Below are 18,912 nucleotides of genomic sequence, written 5' to 3'. Positions count from 1 at the left end.
TGATTCTCCTCAGACGCCTGCATCGCGGAACATGGTGTAGAGATCGCGCCGGATCTCGCTCACGTCCAGGACGTGCTTGGCGCGGGTCATGGCGACATAGAGCAGTCGCATTTCCTCTGGGGCCATCGTGAGCTGGCCTTCGTCATTCTTGAATTTGAAGTCGCCGGCGAGCTGGACGCGGTTCCATTCGAGGCCTTTGGCGCGGTGGATGGTGGAAACGATGTAGTCCGCCTCGTCCTCCGGGGCAACGCGCGTGAGGATGAGCCTGAGGTAGTCGACCCCCTCGCTGTCGATCAGCGTGACGAGTGGCTTGAGGTCCCGGCCTGCGAACGACTCGGCGTACTCCTGCACCTCATCCCACGTCTCGAAGAGGGCGAGGGTCGCTGGAAAACCGACGCGCTGGCCGCGCATGAGCTGCTCTGCGCCGTCCGCGAAGGCGCGCAGCTCATCGACGTTGGCTCGGACCGCCACACGGTCACCGCGGCCGATGCCTTGCGCGAGGTGGGTCAGCACCGTGGCGTTCTTCCGACACAGGATGGCGTCGAATCGGTCTTGGCCGGGGGAGGACTCGTGCAGGACGCGTGAAGCGACATGGTCCTGGCCACGTACGGGCGTTTGCTCGTCCATCAATTGCAGCACGCGGCTGGCGAGCTGGGCGATAGCGGGGCCGAAGCGGAACGATTCAGTCAGTGCGCACTCGGGCGCGCGGATATGCTCCATGGCGTTCACGGCGCCACGCCATTCGTAGATTTGCTGGTAAGGGTCGCCAACGTAGATGACCTGGCACTGCTGGGCGCGCAGCACGGAGAGCATGAGGCCATCCGCATCCTGCGCCTCGTCGAACAGGATGAAATCTGCGCCGATGCGGGGCCGGCTGAGTTGCCAGAGTTTTACGTAGCAGTCGTGTGAAATGGCTGATGGCGCCGCCGGATCGAGGTATTCCGACCAGAGGCGTTTGACGGACGGCAACAGCGATTCGCGCAGATGCTCGGCTTCCTCGTCCTTTACGATCGCCTCGACCGGGATGTGCCATGCGAGCGGTTCGGACTGGGCGGAGCGGCAGAAGCGGGCGGCACCGTCCATCACCATCCGGGCGACCTTGCTCGGACTGAGTTCCAGATCCTTGCCAATCGTGGTAGGCAGGCGCAGTTTGCCAAAGCCATAGCGCAACGCCAACTGGTGGGGCGGCTCCACCGGATTTCTCAGCTTGCGGGTGATCTCGGGCCGCGTGCCGCTGTAGGCCAGCGAGTGCACCGTGCGGCAGCGGGTGTTTTGCGGGAATTTGCGGGCCGCTTCGTTGGCGATCTCTTTGTTGAAGGCGAGGTACAGACCCCGGGCACGGCCGCGAGCCTCGGCAGCCATGCGCAGCGTTGAGGTCTTGCCAGCGCCGGCATACGCTTTGACCTTGACGGCGCCGCCGGCGCCGACTGCTTCGACGACCTGATCCTGTTCAGCGGTTGGCTTCATGCAATCTCCAGTGCAGCCTGTTCCGGCATCATGGCCAGGACGCGCCGACGGACCGCGAGCATGTTTGCGCGGGAGGCCTCTGCGCGTCGTGCAGCTTCGCCGCTGACCATGTCAACGATGTAGGCGAAGTAGAAGGGGGTTGTAGGACCCGTCCACGCCAACCATTTCGTACGGATTTCGGCGCGAAGTTCGGCTGCCAGGGAAAAGTAGACGGCGCGTTTCTCACGCCAGATCCGGGCGTGCAGGCTGCGCGTCGTGCGCTCCAGGTTGTCTGAGCGACGCTGACGGCGCGCGAACTCCTCGTCCGGCGAGTGCTGCTCGGCCGCGACGTGTTCCGCAAAGAGCGGGTACCTGTCGCGCTCGCGTTGCTGCTTGCGGGCGAAGGCAGCCTGGCGGCGTGCATTGAAATTGATGGGATCGTGGCGTCCGTGTCGGGTAAATCGCATGGCGGCTAGGTATTTGGTGGTCTGAGACCAAGATACCGGCCCCACGCCGAAGTCAAGGCGGCCGGCGGGCGTAGTTCGCCGCCAACCATTCTCCGGGTGATTTCCGTCGGGGTTAGGCCCGAAAGCTATAGAATTTGGGGCGCCTTTTACCGGAAAACCATGTCGCACACACCCATCAGCCGAGAGGTATCCCTCGGGAACCGCCCCCAAAGCGAGCCGCAGTTCATCGCGCCCGGAGAGCCGGAGTACGGCGAGATCGCCAGGCTCGACGCCTTCATCTTCAAACGCTATCTCGACCGTGTGTTCTGGCACCCTCGCCCTGAGGTGCTGCGCTTCGAGGTGCGCGCTGTGCCGTCGCCTGTCGGTAGCGTGTACGACGTGGTCGCACTCGTGGGCCAGGGAGAGGGGGAGGTCTGGTTTTCTGAGGCGGCCGTGCCAGCGCGCTGGGACTACGTGGCCATCACCGAGGCGACGGATGGGCTAGGGCGACTGCAGCGCGACAAGCTGAAGGCGCAAGGCAAGCTTCCTGAGGACTACAGGGCGTTCATTGGCGATGGACCCATGCAGGACTATTCCAATCTGGAGAACCCGGAAGAGGTTGAGCAGCGGCGCTGGGCCGTAGTGAACCGTCTCCGGGAGGCTAACCGCCTGGCCCGACATGCAACAAAGGGGGAATAGCCGATGGCCGTCGATATCCTGAGCCGCTCGGCGGAACTCCACAACGCCGCAGTGACTGGCATGGCCCGCGCCACGCCCGTGGATCATCCGCGGACGATCTGTGCTTACCAATGCGCGTTAATGTCCGTGGAACATGCAGCAGGCGCCGTTGCATTGCTCACGATGGGCATGCCTAATGCCGCGATGGCACTTTTCCGACCGCAGTTCGAAACCCTGATCCGTGGCGTTTGGCTGCTGGAAGCGGCAGGCGAGAAGTGGGTGCGGCAGTATCACGAGCCACTTAGCGAAGAGTCGGCGCGGGCAGCGGACAAGGCGCCGGGCCTCAAGGTCATGTTCGACGAGCTGCTCAAGCTCGATGACCCGCGAGTGAAAGGAATCGTGGGGCATCTGGACGAGTATCGCCAGCAATCCCTGCGCGCCATGAACAGTTTCACGCACGGCGGTATGAATCCCATGTCCAGATCCGGTTCCGGTTACCCGATGGGACTGATTGACAATGTGGTCAGGTGCGCAAATGGCCTGGTCACCTATGCGGCGCAGATGGCTGCGCTGGTCTCGACAGACGCTCAGCCCAACATGGTTCCCGTGCGCGCACTCCACGCCGACTTTGCGGATTGCATGCCGGCGAAGAAGCCCGATGCATGACTAGCGTCTTGCCCTAGGCGCTGGTGCGCTGTACTATCCACTCGATTCTCCGCGCTACCGCGCATCGACCTCGCCGGCGTACCGGCCATCTTCTTCTTTCACCCATTGGGGCTATGTCCCCACATGGGTCATGGCTCCCATTACTTTGGAGCCATCATGTCTCACATCGACGCCCCTGAAACTGCCGGTGCCATCGTTGCACTGGTCGTGATTCTTTTCACAGCGCTTTTCTTCATCGTTACGACGGTGAGCATACCGCTGCTGTACCTGCAACTTTCCACGCTGACAGTCGCCGTTCTGGTGGTTGCTGTGTTGTGGGTCCTTGCCAGGTTCTCTCATCTGTCGGGCCAGCTGGTCTGACCATCGCCGCGCGCTGCCCATCCGGCACGCGCGGCCCTCCACACCCATCCGGGAAGCGTCCCGATGGGGCGTTTCCCGTCTCCCATTTAGGAAACGCAATGCTCCGCCCCAAGACAATTGACATCGAAGTCGGGCCCGTCCCGGCCGAAGAATCGTGTGCGCAGGTTGGCCGCGACGACTACAACGAGCGCTCGCGACGTGAATGCGCTGTGTACATCCGGCAATTGCAGCGCGTCTTCAATTTCCCGGACGCGACCATCCTGAAGTTTGTTCGTCGCGGCTTCCCGCATGAACTCGGGCGGTACCACGAGGTGGTGGCAGTCATGACGGCAGAAGGTGCAGAAGTATTTGACGAAGACCGCTTGCCGCACGCTTGGGATCATGTCGCTCGCGCCGAACTGACGTGGTTGCGCCTTCAGCAGCAGTGGCGCGAGACAGTGCTTGCGCGGCCGTCGGCCATTGCCCTTGTCCCGGAGATATTCCGGGCGCAAGAGATTCCGGAATTCCCGAATCACCCTGTTGCGCAGTGGTGGGCTATGGGCTTTTCCCCCGCCGTGCCATCGCTCGGCTTGCACTGAGCATCGCAATTTCCCCGCATGGGACCGAGTCCCTGCGGGTCGGTCCCGATATTCCTTCGAGACCATATGTACAACCAGTTGATCGGCCAGTTTCTGGCCGCGGAACACTTCAGCACGACCGATATGGATCGGGTTGCCAAGCTGGAGGCCACTCTGTTCCCCAATGCGGCGCGCCTCGCCTGCCGGCGTTCGAGTGAATCTCGGCTGCGGTACCGTCGTGCCTTCCTGAAGCGCCTTGCAGCAAACCTTGTCGACAAGGCGAGTACGCAGATCGGGGAGCGCGTCGACGAAACACGGGTCCAGTTGGATGGTCCCCGTAATGTCTGGCAGGTGATTGACGCCGGCCAGATTCCCGATCTCGACAAGCTCTGGCATGTCTTGGTTGCCTCAAAAGCTCAGCCGTTGCCTATCGAGCAGGCCGTAAGCGTGCTGCGAAGCGCCTTCGCGGATAACACGAACCTGAGCATGAGGCTGACGCGGCAACTCGGAATCCTGCGCCTTGCGGCTCCGTCCGAGCCGGCGGCCGGCCATACGCCCGGTATGCGGTGGCTTTGTGCCGGCGCTGTCGACCGGGTTAACCTGGTTCTAACTGGGTTGGCCGTCTTCGCCAAACGCTCTGGCGAGCTGGCAATGGCCGCCTGCCTCAGTGAGTTTCGCGTCGACGCGCCGTTTGTATCTCCCCAGCGGCGCGCCTTCCCTGGTGTCGAGATCCGCCAGTTCAACGAGCAATGGGAGATCAGATTGCACCGAGAGCTTGCCGAGCGCCTGGCGCAGTTCGTCGGCACCTGAACCCTTTTCTTCCACCCCGTCCGGGAACGTTCCCGGCAAGGGGGCGTTTCCGGATCCATTGATCCCAACGAAATGCCCCCAAATTCCATTCAATTCCGTTGCTGCAGTACTGCCGCGTACCCGTTTCTGCGTAGGCCGGGTCAATGAGCAAGGCCGCCAAACGCAAGTTCGAAGGCACGGCCAGCGACCCGCACAAGCAGCTGCTGTCGTTCTTCAAGGCCTTCGGCCACCGGCACTCGATGCACGAGGTCTTCTCCGACTTCGTCGAGTTGTCGGCGCTGACCATCAGCAATGCCGTCGATCGCCATCAGTTCGATGCGCGGGAGAAGCGTTACCTGGAAATCGTGAAGCGGTACGAGCGCGAGGATCTGGAGCGCTTCTCGCACATGCTGGGGGCCCTGACGCTGACATTCGAAGACCGGGTGCAGCAACTGGTGCCCCACGGCGACGGCCTGGCCGATGTGCTTGGCCAGACATACATGATGCTCGAACTCGGGAACGATCGGGCAGGGCAGTTCTTTACCCCGTACAGCGTCTCTCGCCTGATGGCCAGCATCAATATCGGCGACGGCAATCCGTACGTTGACCGGGACGGGTTCGTCACGATCAGCGAGCCGGCATGCGGTGCCGGTGGGATGGTGATCGCTTGCGCGGATGCACTTCATGACGCAGGCCGCAACTACCAGCAGACGATGCATGCGACCTGCATCGACATCGATCCAAGGTGCGTCCACATGGCGTACGTTCAATTGTCGCTCCTGAATATCCCCGCCATCGTCGTACACGGCAACGCGCTCTCCGTCGAGGCTTGGGGCACCTGGTTCACGCCGGCTCACATCCTCGGTGGTTGGGGCGCGAAGCTGCGGGTAAAGCGGTTCCGTGAGGCTATGGAATCGCTGACTCCGGAGTCCGTTGACACCGACGAATCCGCTGCCCCGTCGTTGCCGACTGGATCGACTGACCTTGAGGTTGAATCCATTCTCCACGTGAGTGCAGATCCCGAGCAGGCGCGCTTAACCACACCGGCGATGCGGGTCTTCGTGCCAGATGACCAGCTTGCGCTGTTCTGACGGCGAAAAGACGCCGAAATTGCCAACCTTTCGGGGTCATCGACCGGCCCACTAAGCCATAAGATGGTTTCCGTAGCGCCCCGCTACGGAACTCTCTCAAGATGGACCCGTTCTCCCCGCCCTCCTCGTGAGGGCTTTTTTTTTGAAGCCGTGGGCGATTGCCGCAGATGCACCGGCAAGTCCAGAGGGTTAGGGTAATCCCCCATAAGCGGGGTGCAGGGCACGGCGAATCCGCCGATATTCAGATGCCGCGAATTGAAGGGTAGCGGCCAACGAAACATGGAGAAATTGTCATGCGCAATCAGCGCACTTTGTCGTTCCCAGGGTCTCTTGCTTTGGCATTGCTGACGTCGGCCGTGCTAGCGGCATGCGGAGGTGGCGGCGATGGCGGAGAGCCCGCCACGCAATCCACTACAACGGCCGCGACCGCGCCGAGCGGTCCGGCTACCCAGACGCCCGCCGATCCGGCTGCCAAGCCAACCAGTGTCGTTGCACCGGCCTGCTCGAATTGCGCTGCGGTCGATGCGAATACCTACGCCGGCTCTGGCGTCGGTGTCTGGCAGAGCATGAATGCCACGACGGCAGCCGTCGACATGCCGATCAGCATCGCCGGCCTGACCGGCCAAGACGTGACCCTGGTGTTCACGAACCAATCCGGCACCGCCCAGACGATGCCGACTGTCGCGCTGACCGCGTCGCAGTTGCCGACGGTGGCCGCGAGCGCCATCCAGTGGGATGACGGCGTCAGCGCCGCCAAGGGCCGGATCGCCGATTACAACCGCGATGGCTGGGCCGCCAAGGCAGGCGCCCGGGGCACCGGCGCCAGCCTGTCGACGTTCGGCGCCACGCCGCCGCTGCGTGCCGCCTACACCGTGGGCGACACGCGCAACTGGTATCACGAGGACAACAGCTCGCGGGCAACCACGCTGGTCCGTACGGATACGACCGCCGACGGCACGGTCGTCAACTTCTGGGTCGAGGATACGGAGAACAACCCGCTCAAGGTCAGCACGGCCATCGTCGCCGCGCTGGAAGCGGGCTTCGTGCCGGCCGGCAAGATCTACGACCTGCTCAAGCAGACCGGCGGCCCGGTGTGGGGTCCGCACGTGTACACGGACCTGATCTCTGGCGCCGTGGCGCAGCCGATCGACATCGTGATCCTGAACTTCGACAACAACGCCACGCCGTTCGGCATGGTCGGCTACTTCTACGGTCGCAATGCGCTCACGGCTGCCGCCGAGCCGCTCAGCAACCAGTCGGTGTCGCTGTACCTCGATGCCGAGACCCTATACCTGGGTGGCGCGTCGGGCATGAAGTCGATGCTGCTGACGATGGCGCACGAAGGCATGCACATGCAAAACTTCTACCGGCGCGGCGTGGTGAAGGGTCCGGCCTACGCCTTTGCCACGTGGCTGGAAGAGGGCACGGCGATGATGATGGAGGACTTCGCGAGCCAGTCGATCGACCCGACCTACAACGCGATCCGCGATGTGCGCTTCCCGAACTACATCGGCTACAAGGCAGGCTCGTATAACTGCAGCCTGCTGACGTGGGACCCATTCGGCGCGGCCTGCGACAGCTATTCGGTGTCCGGCTCGCTGGGCGGCTTCCTGGATCGGCAACTCGGCCTGGGCTTCTACAAGCACCTGCTGACCAATGTCGGCAGCACGGACTCCGTTGCCGTGCTTGACGCGTCGATCAAGGCGATCGCGCCGACGTCCAGCCTTGGCGAGCAGCTGCGCCGCTTCGCCGCCACGTCTGGCGCGCTGATGAAGGCGCCGAGCCCGACCGGCTTCGGCTTCCCGGCCCGCGCGGAAGGTGGCTTCACGCTGCCGGTGATCGATCCGCAGGCGCAGCTGGCCAGCCGCACGCTGACGCAGACGGTGCCGTCGACGCTCCAGCCCTACGCGAGCCTGCCGGTGGTGCGCAAGGCCGTGAACGGTACGTATAGCGAGACGGTCAAGGTTCCGCCTAACTCGACGTTGTCGGTCGTGATTCAATAAGACCCCCGGGGCGGCAACAGCCGCCCCTTCGTTTTTTGGGATTGTCATGCAGAAGATCGTACTGACCGCACTAACGGCACTCGGCCTTGCGGCCTGCGCGGGCGCGGCAACGGAGCCTCAGACGCAAACGCTGGTGGGGGAGATTCACATCAAGGGTAACGAGCCATTCCCGACCGTGGTGTTGGAGACGGCTGCCCATGAGACCTGGGAGCTGGTGGGAATGCCTTTGGACGAGGCTCGCTCGCTCGTTGGCCGCGAAGCGACTGTAGAGGGCACCGTAGTCAAAGCGCCGGGGCCTGGCGTGTGGCTGCCATCCCTGCGAGTGCGAGGCACTCCGCGGAAATCCGGACGGTGACTCGACTGGGAGAGCAATGAAATTCGAGGCGAAGCATTCCAATGCCTGTCCATCGCCTTTTCCGAGGACGCCAAGCAGGGAGCGCTCCGCGTTTTTCTCTCGTAACAAGTTCGAAATCGAGCATATTCCGAGATGGACAAGGATGAATATCAAGGGCGCCAAGACCCTCAAACCTTCCCAAATCCGCCACCTACTCCGCGTCACCGAGGCTCATCCTGACGCACAAGGGCGGGCCCTATGAACTAAGCGTCAAGCGCAGAATCAACGAGGCCGGCGAACGGGTCGATTACCTTGCAGCCGACAGCCTGCAAAGCTATGTGACGGGGCTCTATCGAGCGGCCGGGCTTGGGAGGGACTACAGCAGCCACTCAAGGCGACGGACGTTCGCCAGTTGGCTTCTGGCGCAGGGGCATTCGCTCGAAACCGCGCAACTGCTGTTGGGACATGCCGAGCTGGATCATGTTGCTCCCTATTTGGAAGTGCCGAAGAAAGAATATCGAGAGGCGATAGCCGAGTTGGACGCTGGCTGAATGTAAAGATCTAAGCACAAATGCCGATACCTCAACGAGGTGTTGGTGCGCCACTCCCTGACGCTATCAATGATTGCACTTCATTGTGTGCGTGCTATCATTGATAGCGCGACGACAAGGAGTGGCAATGGCAAATCTTTTGGTTCGAAATGTCGATGAGGGACTCGTGCAACGACTGCGTGAAGTGGCCGCAGCTCACGGGCGTAGCGCTGAAGCCGAACATCGTGAAATCTTGGCCAAAGCGTTGGGCGGGACGAAGCGCAAGAGTTTTGCGGAAGTCCTTATGAGCATGCCCAACGTTGGCGAGGATGCCGACTTTGCACGCGTTGATGACGTGGGAGAGGTCGCGCGTGTATTTGGTTGATACCAATGTCATCAGCGAGGTGCGAAAGCGCCTGCGTGCTAACAAAGGTGTGCTGGCATTCTTTCGTCAGGCAGTCAAAAAGGATAACGGTCTCTATCTGTCCGTGGTGACTGTGGGCGAGTTGCGGCGAGGTGTCGAGGTGGTTCGTCACCGTGGCGATGAGCAGCAGGCGGCAATGCTTGACGCATGGCTGGAGACTGTTCTGAGTGATTTCGCGCAGAACATCCTTTCGGTGGACGAGGAAGTTGGCCAAGTGTGGGGACGCCTTCGGGTTCCGCATCCCGAGCACGCGCTAGACAAGCTGATCGCTGCAACTGCCCTGATACATGACCTGACCGTTGTAACGCGCAACGTAGAAGACTTCGGGGGGCTGGGTGTCCGAGTGCTGAACCCATTCGACTAAGGAAAAGGAGCGTTTCAAGTATGAGGATAGCAACGAACTTTGTCTTGCTCGTAATCGCGCTGGCGATGTTCGCCTACGCCTGGAACATCCTGACGCAAAAGCGCCCGGCCGTTCAAGGTGCGCCTTGTATCGCGCAGCAAGGGGTAAAAGCAACTGCCGACGGCACGCCGGTAGTGTGCCACCAAGATATGGGTTGGAAGCCCGCCCAGTAAGACAAGGGAAAAGTGGAAAGACGATGTTCGAGCGAATTGACGCACTAATCACCACGCATGATTTCGCCTTTCAGGCCTGGCAAGACCGCTACGGCAAAGGCGTGTGGGCGGCGCTCGGGGTGTGGGAGAACATGATCGATACCGTCCGCGACCTATCAAGCGCGGGCGATCTCGACATGATCCCGGCAATGGAGTACGTATTCAGCGTCGATTGGCTGCCGATGGAAACCGGTCGCACCCTCAATGAGGCAATGGCCGCACTGGAAGCGAAGCTGGCCGCGCTACCGCAAGAGCAACTGACCCGCGGTTCCGAATGGACGTCTGCGGTCTCGCGCGCGATCGAGGATCTGCGTGACACATGGAATGCTGTGCGCGGCTATGGTGATCTTGATGGCAAGCTTCCGAAGCTTCCTGCTGACTTCGCCGAGCTCGGCGCTGCAGGGTAAAAGACAACGGAAAAGACTGACTGAACCATGAAAATTTTGCCCGTTGTGACATTGACGATGGCGGCACTGGGGGTGTCGGGCTGCTCGGACGCCGGCTGGGAGCTGGCGATGGCCAGCGTCGCGTTCGCGCAGTGCCGGCTGGAGGAAGGCGCAGCTTGCCAGAAGCAGCCACCGGCAGGGACGACCTTCCAAGCGGCGACGCTCACCCGCAGCGGTGACGCAGTGCGCGTACGCGGGGTCCTAAAGGACCCCGCGGCCTGCGAGAGCTTCGTGCGCAACGCCCGGCCATTGCGGCCCGATGTCGTGGTGCAGGCCGTGGTGAACAACACCGTTGTCAAGCCGTACGGTGACGCGCCCTTGGAGCGGTCGATCACGTCCGCGTGTGCCACGGGGCCCTACGACGTATCCGTAACGGTGGGCAAGCCGTCCTAACGCAGTCGCAATAGACAGGAAAAGCAGAAATGGTGGAAAGTACTGCAATAAAATGCGGCGAGCGCGACGCCGAAGAGGCGAGGTTCTCCTTCTCCGGCCCCTCCCTGGCACTACTGATTCTCAACTGTGTTGTGTTCGGCAGCTGCGTAGCTGGGATCTTTTTCAATGCTGCTTCGCGCAACCCGGCGGCCATCCTTGCTAGCTTGATCGGCATGGCCGGCAGCGCATTCGTGGTTATATTGACTGTTTGGCGAACGCGCGTTCGATAACCGCGATATAGGACGACAGAAGCCGGTATGAAGGGAAAGAGTATTTTCTTTCAGGCCGAAGCAGAGCGAGTCCGCGAACTCCAACGGAAGGTTCGCAGGGCGGATCGTGATGAACAGAAGAAGCTCCGCGACCGCCTGCGAAATGATATCGGCTTCTATATCTCGGGATCACCCTCGCGGTGTTTTGCGCGACGCTCTGCGTGGCGTAGTGGCGGCTGGCCTCGCAGCATCTGGCAGAGTACGAGCGATTCGATGACCCTTCTCGGCTGCCGATTGTCCTGGACGCCATGACGAAGCGAGCGCGGAGGGAAGGCGATTGGCAAACACTGGAGGAAATGCGCGACGAAGTGCGTCTTGCTCTCGCGGCCTTGGACCGTCTGAGGCACGACACGGCTGAGCGGAAGCTGCGCGAATCGAAAGCAATCGGGCAGCGACAACACTGACAACGGAAAAGGACATGGATCTGCCTGACTGCGGGATCCCGCACCCTACTATCGCAGGTGCTTGATTCCGAAACTGGCCTAGGATATCCTCACGGCACCTACCGCGTCCTAGACGCATCGACCCCGCACCTCCTGGTGCCAGCTTCTGCAGTACGGTGGCCGGCCAGCATAGCCTGGTAGTCCAACCTTCTATCCCCTCGGGAACCATGTTCCCGGTGCGGCAACGGGTTCCCCTATTCTCGCGAGAACCCACAATGCAAAATCCTACCGTTGTTATTGGCAGCATCCGTCCTGGCCGCAACCCGCGCAAGTACTTCGATCCTGCCCAGATGGCCGAGCTGACCGAATCCGTCCGCGTAGACGGGGTCATCCAGCCCATCTTGATCCGTCCCATCGAGGATGATGAGCACGGCCACGAGTATGAGGTGGTAGCCGGCGAACGCCGGTATCGTGCTGCAATGGCGGCCCACGGCGACAGGTACGAGATGCCTGTCAACATCCAGGTGATGACCGATGCCGAAGCCGATCGTAAGGCGCTGATCGAGAACATCCAGCGTGCCGACATGGCTCCATCCGAGGAGGCCGTGCAAGCGTCGAAGATTGTCGGTCAACTGAACGGCGACCGCGACGAAGCGGCCCGCCAGCTTGGCTGGTCGCGCTCAACGCTCGACAAGCGCCTGGCGCTGATGAACTGCAGCGAATCCGTTCTGGAAGCGCTCAACACCCGTACGATCCAGCTCGGCCATGCCGAACTGCTGGCCACGCTCGCCAAGGACAAGCAGGACAAGCTCCTGCCGGTCATCGTGAGCGAGAAAAAGCCCGTTGCGGAACTGAAGAAGACGATCGAGGCCGCCGCGTGCAGTCTCGAAGCCGCCATCTTTGACAAGACTGAGTGCGCGGCGTGCCCGCACAACTCGTCGTTGCAAACGGAGATGTTCAGCGAAGCCATTGCCACCGGCAACTGCACAAACCGCGCATGCTACGACGGCAAGCTCACCAGCAAGCTCGAAGGCATCGCCTATGGGCTCAAGGACGAGTATCCCATCGTGCGCATCATCCGGGTGGGTGACAACCACACCCGGATCCAGTTGAAGGTTGAAGGCCCGACTGGCGTGGGCGATGAACAGGCGAAAGCCTGCCACGCGTGCCAGAACTTCGGCGCCGCCGTCAGTGGCCTGCCCGACTCGATGGGCAAGGTCTACAGTGGCCAGTGCTTCGATACCGTTTGCAACCAGAGCAAGGTTGCCGCGCGTATCAAGGCCGAGAAGGATGCCACCAAGGCGCCTGCAGCCAAACCGGCAGCAGGTGGCAAGGCGGCGCCTGCGAAGAAGGGCGACCAGTCCTCTGCTGCGGCCGAAAAGCCGGTGACGTCGATCAGCGAGAGTGAAAAGGTGAAGGGGTACCGCACCGCGCTCTGGCGCAAGGCACTGCGCAAGGAAGTTGCGCAGAACGCCGAACAGGCGAACTCGTACCTCCTGGCGGTTGCACTGAACGGGCTGGCGCGCAATATCGCCGGCGACGTGATGGGCAAGTTTTTCGAGAAGCTGACCGAGCAGAAGTCGTCATCGTCGCTGCAGGGCTGCCTGACGGCCATCCACGCGCTGGATGACCAGAAGCGCCAGCAGCTGACGATCGGACTGACCGTTGCCGCTATCGATGGCGTGGAGGTAGGCAATCTCCGCGAACTGTGCCGGTATCACAAGCTGGATCTGCGCAACCACTGGAATCTCCAGCAAGCACAGGATTTCCTCGAAATGCTCACCAAGTCGGAGATGAAGGTTCTCGCCGACGAACTGGGTATCCGCAAGGCGCTCGGCGATGGTTTCGCCAAGCTATTCAACAAGTCGAAGCCCGAAGTCATCGCCGGCCTGCTGGCGGTGGAAGGTTTCGACTACACCGGAAAGCTGCCCAAGGTTCTGGGCTACTGATCCACTCAACTCTCCATCTGCAGAGGGCGCCCAGGCGCCCTCTGTCATTTCATTTCCCCAAAGGATTCAACATGTTCACTGAATTGATGCCGCTCGTTCGCGCGAGCGACAAGGTCGTTCTCACCCTCACAATGCAAGGCGACACGATGTCCGTCGTCGTGATGCCCGTCATCAAGGACGCTGCGGACCCCGCACTGACAAGGCCCCTGATGCTGTCGGCTACGCCGGCGGAAATGGATGCCGAATTCGCGGCGGCCGTCACCAGCGTGACCGAAGCCCATCGCTCGCTTGCCGAGCAGGCCGAGGCCACGAGGTCGATTCTCGATGCCGCCAAATCCACGCAATCGTCCAAGGCGACGAAAGCGCTGGCCAAGGCCGCATCGCCGTCGGCGCCCGACACCACCAGTGATGGCGGTGATGCTGACGAGTCGGAAACCGGTGACGGCGCGCAAGTCGAGGCGAAAGCTGATACGAGCGCACCGGCGTCCACCGGTACCGACCTCGCTTCCCTGTTGTAAAGGAGAACCGACATGGCACTCGAAGTAACGCAACTCACCCGTGAGTTTTCCTACAACGGCATGACGCTTCCTGACGTGGGCCCGCAGTTCTCGCCCGACCAGGTGCGCGATGTCTATTCCGCTCAATACCCCGAGCTGACCACCGCCGCGGTGGACGGCCCGGAAGTGACGGGTGGTGTCGCTCGCTACACGTTCGTCCGCGCCGCCGGCGCAAAGGGCGCGCATGCGCAAATCTGACTTGATGAGAGCGCTGGCATCTGCCCAGTTCTCTTCCACTACGAAGCCGCCCGAGAGGGCGGTTTTTTTACATTCTGAGGAGACTCAACAATGTTGTTCGACCCTCGGTCGTTTGTTCCAGCGGTCGATGCTGGACAACCCGCATGGACGCCTGCGCGACAGCATCCCGTTGCCAAACGTCGACCTGCCCATGATTTTCTGACGCTCCCTGCCATCCCGGAGGGAATCCCCAGCCGTGCGCTTCTGACCTTCGGAGACGAGGTCGAAGCGGTGGATTTGGCACGCGCCCAGTTCGCAACGGGCGTGCTACGTGCCAGTGACGTCGTCAATCCCACTGGAGCGGGTGATGCGTTCGCGCAGGCCATGTTCGCATGGCTCGCGGCGCGGATGCCAAGCTGCCGGCGGCTGAACTTCAGTTTCTCGCTCCTTGATATCGGCGCAGCGAGGGATCAACTGATGCAGTTCGGCTGGGATGATGAGGTGGATGCGCCGCTGTATCTGGCCATCGACATGCCTGGCGACGAGGCGTACTTCATCGGTGAGGCTCGCGCGAACGCGCTGCGGTCCGTGCATCCCCATCTGCTGTACACCGCCATGTCGCTGATCAACCTGGCGGGTGCGAAATCGTTGTTTCTCCGTACGCCAGAGGTACTGCTCGACCTGTTCGCGCGGTGGCACTGGGAGTACGACTGCACCCTTGCCAACGACGACGACGCGCGCGAGTTCCTCAAGGAACAGTGCGGCCTGGATGAGGACGACATCGCGCGGTACCTGCCGTCCGCGGTTCGGCCGGAACTGGCGCCGGATGAGGTGCTCCCATCCTTCTGTCACGCATACCCGGAGTCGCGCAGACTCAGGGCCTTTGGTAGCCGGAAGCTCTACGAGCTGGCTCGCAGCCATCAAGGCTGGATCAAGGATCTGTGCGTGGCGTTGGCGGAGTTGAACCTGGCGGTAAAGCGCCAGGGTGACCGATCGGCTGTTTCGGGTTCCCAATGGGCCGAACCGGCCTATGCGGCGGCCACCCTTGCCTATATGCAGTCGGACTATGTCACGCAGGTGCTGGATGACCTCTATGACGGACTCAACTGCAACGGCGATGCAACGATGTTCCAGTGTTTTATTCCCATCGCGGACGAGCCAAAGGCGATTCGGCAACAGTTCAAGGATCTGAGCGGCATGCTCAAGATCATTGCGGCGCTGGATCGCGTACTCACACTTATTTCTGACTAGGGGGGCCACATGGCCGAAATCCTGACCGCCTCGCGGTCGCATGAAGTGGCCCTCCAGGGGGCCATTTTGCTTTATGGGGAAGGGCCGGGGCAGTTTTCCTATGCCACCGCCCATCGCATCGAATCGGAAGCATCCGGGCGCCCGGTGATTGGCGCCGGTGTGCCACTGAATCGCATGGCATTGATCCACGCAGTCCGCGAGGTAGCAGAGCACGCCCTTCCCAAGGGCGAGTTCCTGACACCCAACGTGCTTTCGATCAGCACGAGTGCGGTGACGTGGTGGTGTCCAGCCAAACGCCGTCGGGTGTTCTTCAAGTGCAAGGAGCTGGGTGAGCGTAGCGCCATCGTTGCGCACCCCGCGCTGGTCTTCCAGGCATCGCAATCCGGTTTCAAGGTCTTCGCCCTGAAAGGGGAAGAGCGCCCGGTACCGGAGAGCGTGTTGTTCGAACCGCCGTACTTCAACACGTGGGACCACGGCAAGATCTGCATCGGCTCAGCACACGTGCCAAAGCAGATCGACGTTGCCTCGATTAAGGGCTGGGAAGACGGGTTCTTCAACTCGGCATTCACCCATCCCAATCACGGCGGCAAGCGCGTCAAGTACGAGCGCGGCGCCTATGCCTTCTGGAAGGACATGCTGGACGGTCAGTTTCCTGACTTTCCCAAGCACGTCCTCGTTTCCATGAAATCCACGCTGGCCGATCTGATCGCCGGCAAACTGGAGAAGTAACATGCATCCTGCTGACGCTGCCCTGCAGCAGTCTTTTCCGTCCGTGATGGTCCCGCGCTTCGGTGCGCTGGCCACTATGGAGCGGCCCGGCGAGCGCTTGCTCATCGCGGCCAACGGTGTTTTTCTGGAAATCGTGCGGCCCTGGCTGCGCGTCGTTCGTCGTCTCGGTGCCTTCCAGTACCGCACGGCGATCCCCTATGGCGAGGTGGCTGAAGCCACCGAACTGCGCTGTAGTCGAGTTCCCGCCGACCTGATCGGCGAGTTCGCTGCGATGGCGCGTGCTACGCACCCCAAGGAAACGGGCGCGTGGATTGTCTGGAATGCCGCAACGGCGGCATTCCGACTGGTCCCCGTGCAAATCCTGGAGCATAGTGGCGGGCACCTCAAGTATGACCGTCCGTCGCTCCGAACTGGCGAGGTCCTGGTAGTCGACTGCCATTCGCATGGTTGCCATCCGGCGGGGTTTTCCCGAACGGACAACGCCGATGACCAGCACGACGTGAAGTTCGCGTTCGTGATGGGAAATTGCCAGGCCGCGGTGCCATCGCTGGCACTGCGTCTCTGCGCCAAAGGGATCTTTGAGAACGTGGAGAAGGTACCGGCTGAATGGTACGAGGCCGCGCGCGAGGAGGTCTTGGCATGACCTTCGCACATCGCATTCCGCAGGAGATGACCACTCGCGCATGGGAAGTAGCGGTTGTGGGCGCTGGCGGTACCGGAAGCGCTTTGCTGCCAAACCTTGCGCGGCTGCATCACGCCATGCTGGAGCTTGGCCATCCTGGGGGTATTGACTGTACGGTCTACGATGACGATACCGTCAGCGAGACCAACGTCGGCCGCCAGGGGTTCTACCCGGTTGATGTGGGACAGCCCAAAGCGACGCTGATCGTGAACCGCCTGAACAACCTGATGGGTACGCGCTGGCAAGCGCAGACCCGCCGGATTGGAAGCGGCGACCGCTTCGCGTGCGACATGGTGATTGGTTGCGTCGACACACGGGGCGCTCGCAAGGCGATCCTCGGCGCGATGCAACGGGGTACCGGTGGCTACTATATCGACTGCGGCAACGAGTCTGATCGCGGCCAGGTGATTCTTGGGCAGGTGCGTGGCAAGGCAAAGGAACGGCTGCCCCACGTGGGCGACCTGTTTCCGGAGCTGCTGGACCCGAAAGGGGACAAGGCCGACACCGCGCCATCGTGCTCGATGGCGGAGGCGCTGCAGAAGCAGTCGCTGGTGATCAACTCGGTGATTGCAGTACAGGCGTACAACCTGTTGTGGACGTTGTTCCGCACGGGGACGCTCCAGTACTGCGGTGCGTTTGTAAATCTGGCGACGGGGCGTACAAGCCCGCTGCCGCTGGATCCGGGTGCATGGGAACGCTTCGGCTATAAGCTGGGTGAGACTAAGGCTCGTGCCAAACGCAAGACGCGCCAATCCGTTTGAACAGCCACTCCCATTGCGGGAGTGGCTTTTTTCTTTTGTGCGCTCGTTGCAGGACGGCAGGCCTGGCTGCTACTATTGCGCCACACCTCGCGCTTCCGGCGCATCGACCCGTGGCACTAGGCCACACATTTCATTATCCCGTTGGGGCACTTGCCCTGGCGGAGTGCTCCATCCTCTTCGGAGCACTACATGAGCATTTCCACCCCTCAAGTCCCGGCCCAGTCGGCCTTTCGTCGCATTTTCGTGACGGGCCCCTGGCTGTCTGCTGGCGTTATCGCTACTGGTTATTGGAACGGCAAGCCGTGGCACACGCTGACATATCCCATGTTTAGTCGTGCGGATGTGCAGCGGCTTTGCGAGCTGTTGCCGGATCTAACCTTCAGTGAGTCGCGCAATGCGGTGCGGCACGTCGAAGGAAGCCGTACCGAATGGTTTGACGCCGAACCCCACATCGTCGACGGAAAGCTGATGGATCTCTACGCCGTCGGTTTCGGTTGGGGATGGCAGTTGGCGCGTCACGATACCGTCCCTGCCATTCACGGGCAGTCGTTGCACGTGATGGTCCGAACGGCGGCACTCGAATGGATGCAAGCTCTGGCAGACGAGGATCACGTTGCGCTGTGTGCGTATGCGTCCTTCCGGTTGTCCGGCTATATCGAACAGCGCCTGGACTGCCGTCGTCGGCTGGACCTGTCTCGGTTCGATGCCGTGCTGGCCATTGCAAGCCAGCGGCTTCCGTTGCCGGGAGCGGTTCGGATTGCTGTGCAGTCCAGCGAATGGATTGCCGTTGTCGACGCGCTCACGTATCTCGCCGATGGCGAGGGATTCAATGCGTTGCCGCAGCAAGCGCGGCGCGAGCGAATCATCGAAGCGATGCTGGACCAACTGGCCCGCGAAGTCGGCGGCGTCTGAGTTTCTAACCTTCTCTTTCACCCATCGCGGGCACATCCCGCTGGGGGAGTGCTCCGCCCATCTCTAGGAGCACTTTCATGCCTCAGATCACTCTTTCCCGCACGCAGGTCGCATCGCTCGTCGCCTTCTGCGATGCGGCTGGTTCGGACCAGTTTTTCATCGCGAAGGACCACGGTGCGTATGTCGGCTACAGCACGGGTGCCACGCCCGATAAGCAGTGCCTGTTCTATTTCAAGGGCTGCAATCCTGCGAAGGACGCCGATTTCTATGAAAACGCGCGCCGCAGTTTCGGTGGCGATGACTTTGGTGAGCACTTGCCGCTGGTCGACTTGCGCAAGGCGCTGGAAATCCCTGCGACTCAGAAGGTCCGCATCACCGTGAACGCAACGTCAATCCGCCTGGACTCGTTCGCCTGACCCGCAATG

25 protein-coding genes are annotated in these 18,912 nt (G+C 61.7%); 23 read left to right on the top strand and 2 right to left on the bottom strand.

Annotation, left to right across the window (positions count from 1 at the left end; genetic code table 11):
- Window positions 1-9: 9 nt before the first annotated feature.
- Both GA566_RS31880 and GA566_RS31875 read right to left on the bottom strand, forming a co-directional pair.
- Entirely contained in the window at window positions 10-1,467 is a 1,458-nt protein-coding gene (locus GA566_RS31880) for a 3'-5' exonuclease (protein ID WP_137924265.1), read from the bottom strand.
- Window positions 1,464-1,913: a hypothetical protein gene (locus tag GA566_RS31875; RefSeq protein ID WP_137924266.1), complete on the bottom strand. Its 450-nt coding sequence runs from the start codon at window positions 1,911-1,913 to the stop codon at window positions 1,464-1,466. Before GA566_RS31875 ends, GA566_RS31880 begins: the two co-directional genes overlap by 4 nt.
- Before the next feature lie 159 nt (window positions 1,914-2,072).
- Between GA566_RS31875 and GA566_RS31870 the strand changes: the two genes are divergently transcribed.
- The 23 genes from GA566_RS31870 (at window position 2,073) to GA566_RS31760 (ending at window position 18,903) form a co-directional block, all read left to right on the top strand.
- The gene (locus GA566_RS31870) at window positions 2,073-2,591 is read left to right on the top strand and encodes a hypothetical protein (protein WP_137924267.1); all 519 of its coding nucleotides are present in this window, start codon (window positions 2,073-2,075) and stop codon (window positions 2,589-2,591) included.
- 3 nt (window positions 2,592-2,594) lie between these two features.
- The gene (locus GA566_RS31865; protein WP_202127016.1) at window positions 2,595-3,236 is read left to right on the top strand and encodes a hypothetical protein; all 642 of its coding nucleotides are present in this window, start codon (window positions 2,595-2,597) and stop codon (window positions 3,234-3,236) included.
- A 156-nt stretch (window positions 3,237-3,392) separates the two neighbouring features.
- Window positions 3,393-3,596 (top strand): hypothetical protein, encoded by a 204-nt coding sequence (locus GA566_RS31860; RefSeq protein ID WP_237380988.1) that lies wholly within the window; start codon window positions 3,393-3,395, stop codon window positions 3,594-3,596.
- Window positions 3,597-3,694: 98 nt separating this feature from the next.
- Window positions 3,695-4,174 (top strand): hypothetical protein, encoded by a 480-nt coding sequence (locus GA566_RS31855; protein ID WP_137924269.1) that lies wholly within the window; start codon window positions 3,695-3,697, stop codon window positions 4,172-4,174.
- Window positions 4,175-4,240: 66 nt separating this feature from the next.
- Window positions 4,241-4,963: a hypothetical protein gene (locus tag GA566_RS31850; protein ID WP_137924270.1), complete on the top strand. Its 723-nt coding sequence runs from the start codon at window positions 4,241-4,243 to the stop codon at window positions 4,961-4,963.
- 143 nt (window positions 4,964-5,106) lie between these two features.
- A complete protein-coding gene (locus GA566_RS31845) occupies window positions 5,107-6,033 on the top strand; it encodes an N-6 DNA methylase (RefSeq protein WP_137924271.1) in 927 nt (308 codons plus the stop codon).
- 293 nt (window positions 6,034-6,326) lie between these two features.
- A complete protein-coding gene (locus GA566_RS31840; protein WP_137924272.1) occupies window positions 6,327-8,036 on the top strand; it encodes a hemagglutinin in 1,710 nt (569 codons plus the stop codon).
- A gap of 501 nt (window positions 8,037-8,537) precedes the next feature.
- Window positions 8,538-8,921: a tyrosine-type recombinase/integrase gene (locus GA566_RS31835; RefSeq protein ID WP_137924347.1), complete on the top strand. Its 384-nt coding sequence runs from the start codon at window positions 8,538-8,540 to the stop codon at window positions 8,919-8,921.
- Between the two features lie 127 nt (window positions 8,922-9,048).
- Window positions 9,049-9,285 (top strand): DNA-binding protein, encoded by a 237-nt coding sequence (locus tag GA566_RS31830; RefSeq protein ID WP_137924273.1) that lies wholly within the window; start codon window positions 9,049-9,051, stop codon window positions 9,283-9,285.
- Window positions 9,272-9,688, top strand: a complete 417-nt coding sequence (locus GA566_RS31825; RefSeq protein ID WP_137924274.1) for a type II toxin-antitoxin system VapC family toxin — start codon at window positions 9,272-9,274, stop codon at window positions 9,686-9,688. Before GA566_RS31830 ends, GA566_RS31825 begins: the two co-directional genes overlap by 14 nt.
- Window positions 9,689-9,708: 20 nt before the next feature.
- Entirely contained in the window at window positions 9,709-9,900 is a 192-nt protein-coding gene (locus GA566_RS31820; RefSeq protein ID WP_160475174.1) for a hypothetical protein, read from the top strand.
- A gap of 23 nt (window positions 9,901-9,923) precedes the next feature.
- Complete coding sequence (locus GA566_RS31815; protein ID WP_137924275.1) at window positions 9,924-10,346, top strand: hypothetical protein; 423 nt, start codon at window positions 9,924-9,926, stop codon at window positions 10,344-10,346.
- 27 nt (window positions 10,347-10,373) lie between these two features.
- Window positions 10,374-10,778, top strand: a complete 405-nt coding sequence (locus GA566_RS31810) for a hypothetical protein (protein ID WP_137924276.1) — start codon at window positions 10,374-10,376, stop codon at window positions 10,776-10,778.
- Between the two features lie 29 nt (window positions 10,779-10,807).
- Entirely contained in the window at window positions 10,808-11,047 is a 240-nt protein-coding gene (locus GA566_RS31805) for a hypothetical protein (RefSeq protein WP_137924277.1), read from the top strand.
- 697 nt (window positions 11,048-11,744) lie between these two features.
- On the top strand, window positions 11,745-13,418 hold the full coding sequence (locus GA566_RS31800; protein WP_137924278.1) for a PRTRC system ParB family protein: 1,674 nt from the start codon (window positions 11,745-11,747) through the stop codon (window positions 13,416-13,418).
- A 71-nt stretch (window positions 13,419-13,489) separates the two neighbouring features.
- Complete coding sequence (locus tag GA566_RS31795) at window positions 13,490-13,936, top strand: PRTRC system protein E (protein WP_137924279.1); 447 nt, start codon at window positions 13,490-13,492, stop codon at window positions 13,934-13,936.
- Between the two features lie 12 nt (window positions 13,937-13,948).
- Window positions 13,949-14,173, top strand: coding sequence for a PRTRC system protein C (locus tag GA566_RS31790; RefSeq protein WP_137924280.1), 225 nt, complete (start codon window positions 13,949-13,951; stop codon window positions 14,171-14,173).
- 90 nt (window positions 14,174-14,263) lie between these two features.
- Window positions 14,264-15,403, top strand: a complete 1,140-nt coding sequence (locus GA566_RS31785; protein WP_137924281.1) for a PRTRC system protein F — start codon at window positions 14,264-14,266, stop codon at window positions 15,401-15,403.
- 9 nt (window positions 15,404-15,412) lie between these two features.
- The gene (locus GA566_RS31780; RefSeq protein WP_137924282.1) at window positions 15,413-16,132 is read left to right on the top strand and encodes a PRTRC system protein B; all 720 of its coding nucleotides are present in this window, start codon (window positions 15,413-15,415) and stop codon (window positions 16,130-16,132) included.
- A 1-nt stretch (window position 16,133) separates the two neighbouring features.
- Entirely contained in the window at window positions 16,134-16,775 is a 642-nt protein-coding gene (locus GA566_RS31775; protein ID WP_137924283.1) for a PRTRC system protein A, read from the top strand.
- The gene (locus GA566_RS31770) at window positions 16,772-17,575 is read left to right on the top strand and encodes a PRTRC system ThiF family protein (RefSeq protein ID WP_137924284.1); all 804 of its coding nucleotides are present in this window, start codon (window positions 16,772-16,774) and stop codon (window positions 17,573-17,575) included. Before GA566_RS31775 ends, GA566_RS31770 begins: the two co-directional genes overlap by 4 nt.
- 189 nt (window positions 17,576-17,764) lie before the next feature.
- The gene (locus GA566_RS31765) at window positions 17,765-18,487 is read left to right on the top strand and encodes a hypothetical protein (protein WP_137924285.1); all 723 of its coding nucleotides are present in this window, start codon (window positions 17,765-17,767) and stop codon (window positions 18,485-18,487) included.
- A gap of 77 nt (window positions 18,488-18,564) precedes the next feature.
- Window positions 18,565-18,903, top strand: a complete 339-nt coding sequence (locus tag GA566_RS31760; RefSeq protein ID WP_137924286.1) for a DUF3085 domain-containing protein — start codon at window positions 18,565-18,567, stop codon at window positions 18,901-18,903.
- Window positions 18,904-18,912: the final 9 nt, after the last annotated feature.

The organism is Cupriavidus sp. SW-Y-13 (genome assembly GCF_009793345.1).
Taxonomy (GTDB): Bacteria; Pseudomonadota; Gammaproteobacteria; order Burkholderiales; family Burkholderiaceae; genus Cupriavidus.
Note: the sequence above shows the minus strand (reverse complement) of the source record. Positions and strands in the feature narration are given on the sequence as shown.

Excerpts from the sequence above, each read along its gene's own strand:
- GA566_RS31765 (WP_137924285.1), top strand. The coding sequence starts at position 17,765 with ATGAGCATTTCCACCCCTCAAGTCCCGGCCCAGTCGGCCTTTCGTCGC.
- GA566_RS31770 (WP_137924284.1), top strand. The coding sequence starts at position 16,772 with ATGACCTTCGCACATCGCATTCCGCAGGAGATGACCACTCGCGCATGG.
- GA566_RS31870 (WP_137924267.1), top strand. The coding sequence starts at position 2,073 with ATGTCGCACACACCCATCAGCCGAGAGGTATCCCTCGGGAACCGCCCC.
- GA566_RS31800 (WP_137924278.1), top strand. The coding sequence starts at position 11,745 with ATGCAAAATCCTACCGTTGTTATTGGCAGCATCCGTCCTGGCCGCAAC.
- GA566_RS31795 (WP_137924279.1), top strand. The coding sequence starts at position 13,490 with ATGTTCACTGAATTGATGCCGCTCGTTCGCGCGAGCGACAAGGTCGTT.
- GA566_RS31810 (WP_137924276.1), top strand. The coding sequence starts at position 10,374 with ATGAAAATTTTGCCCGTTGTGACATTGACGATGGCGGCACTGGGGGTG.
- GA566_RS31760 (WP_137924286.1), top strand. The coding sequence starts at position 18,565 with ATGCCTCAGATCACTCTTTCCCGCACGCAGGTCGCATCGCTCGTCGCC.
- GA566_RS31845 (WP_137924271.1), top strand. The coding sequence starts at position 5,107 with ATGAGCAAGGCCGCCAAACGCAAGTTCGAAGGCACGGCCAGCGACCCG.
- GA566_RS31840 (WP_137924272.1), top strand. The coding sequence starts at position 6,327 with ATGCGCAATCAGCGCACTTTGTCGTTCCCAGGGTCTCTTGCTTTGGCA.
- GA566_RS31880 (WP_137924265.1), bottom strand. The coding sequence starts at position 1,467 with ATGAAGCCAACCGCTGAACAGGATCAGGTCGTCGAAGCAGTCGGCGCC.
- GA566_RS31875 (WP_137924266.1), bottom strand. The coding sequence starts at position 1,913 with ATGCGATTTACCCGACACGGACGCCACGATCCCATCAATTTCAATGCA.
- GA566_RS31855 (WP_137924269.1), top strand. The coding sequence starts at position 3,695 with ATGCTCCGCCCCAAGACAATTGACATCGAAGTCGGGCCCGTCCCGGCC.
- GA566_RS31790 (WP_137924280.1), top strand. The coding sequence starts at position 13,949 with ATGGCACTCGAAGTAACGCAACTCACCCGTGAGTTTTCCTACAACGGC.
- GA566_RS31815 (WP_137924275.1), top strand. The coding sequence starts at position 9,924 with ATGTTCGAGCGAATTGACGCACTAATCACCACGCATGATTTCGCCTTT.
- GA566_RS31865 (WP_202127016.1), top strand. The coding sequence starts at position 2,595 with ATGGCCGTCGATATCCTGAGCCGCTCGGCGGAACTCCACAACGCCGCA.
- GA566_RS31860 (WP_237380988.1), top strand. The coding sequence starts at position 3,393 with ATGTCTCACATCGACGCCCCTGAAACTGCCGGTGCCATCGTTGCACTG.
- GA566_RS31850 (WP_137924270.1), top strand. The coding sequence starts at position 4,241 with ATGTACAACCAGTTGATCGGCCAGTTTCTGGCCGCGGAACACTTCAGC.
- GA566_RS31780 (WP_137924282.1), top strand. The coding sequence starts at position 15,413 with ATGGCCGAAATCCTGACCGCCTCGCGGTCGCATGAAGTGGCCCTCCAG.
- GA566_RS31830 (WP_137924273.1), top strand. The coding sequence starts at position 9,049 with ATGGCAAATCTTTTGGTTCGAAATGTCGATGAGGGACTCGTGCAACGA.
- GA566_RS31775 (WP_137924283.1), top strand. The coding sequence starts at position 16,134 with ATGCATCCTGCTGACGCTGCCCTGCAGCAGTCTTTTCCGTCCGTGATG.
- GA566_RS31820 (WP_160475174.1), top strand. The coding sequence starts at position 9,709 with ATGAGGATAGCAACGAACTTTGTCTTGCTCGTAATCGCGCTGGCGATG.
- GA566_RS31805 (WP_137924277.1), top strand. The coding sequence starts at position 10,808 with ATGGTGGAAAGTACTGCAATAAAATGCGGCGAGCGCGACGCCGAAGAG.
- GA566_RS31785 (WP_137924281.1), top strand. The coding sequence starts at position 14,264 with ATGTTGTTCGACCCTCGGTCGTTTGTTCCAGCGGTCGATGCTGGACAA.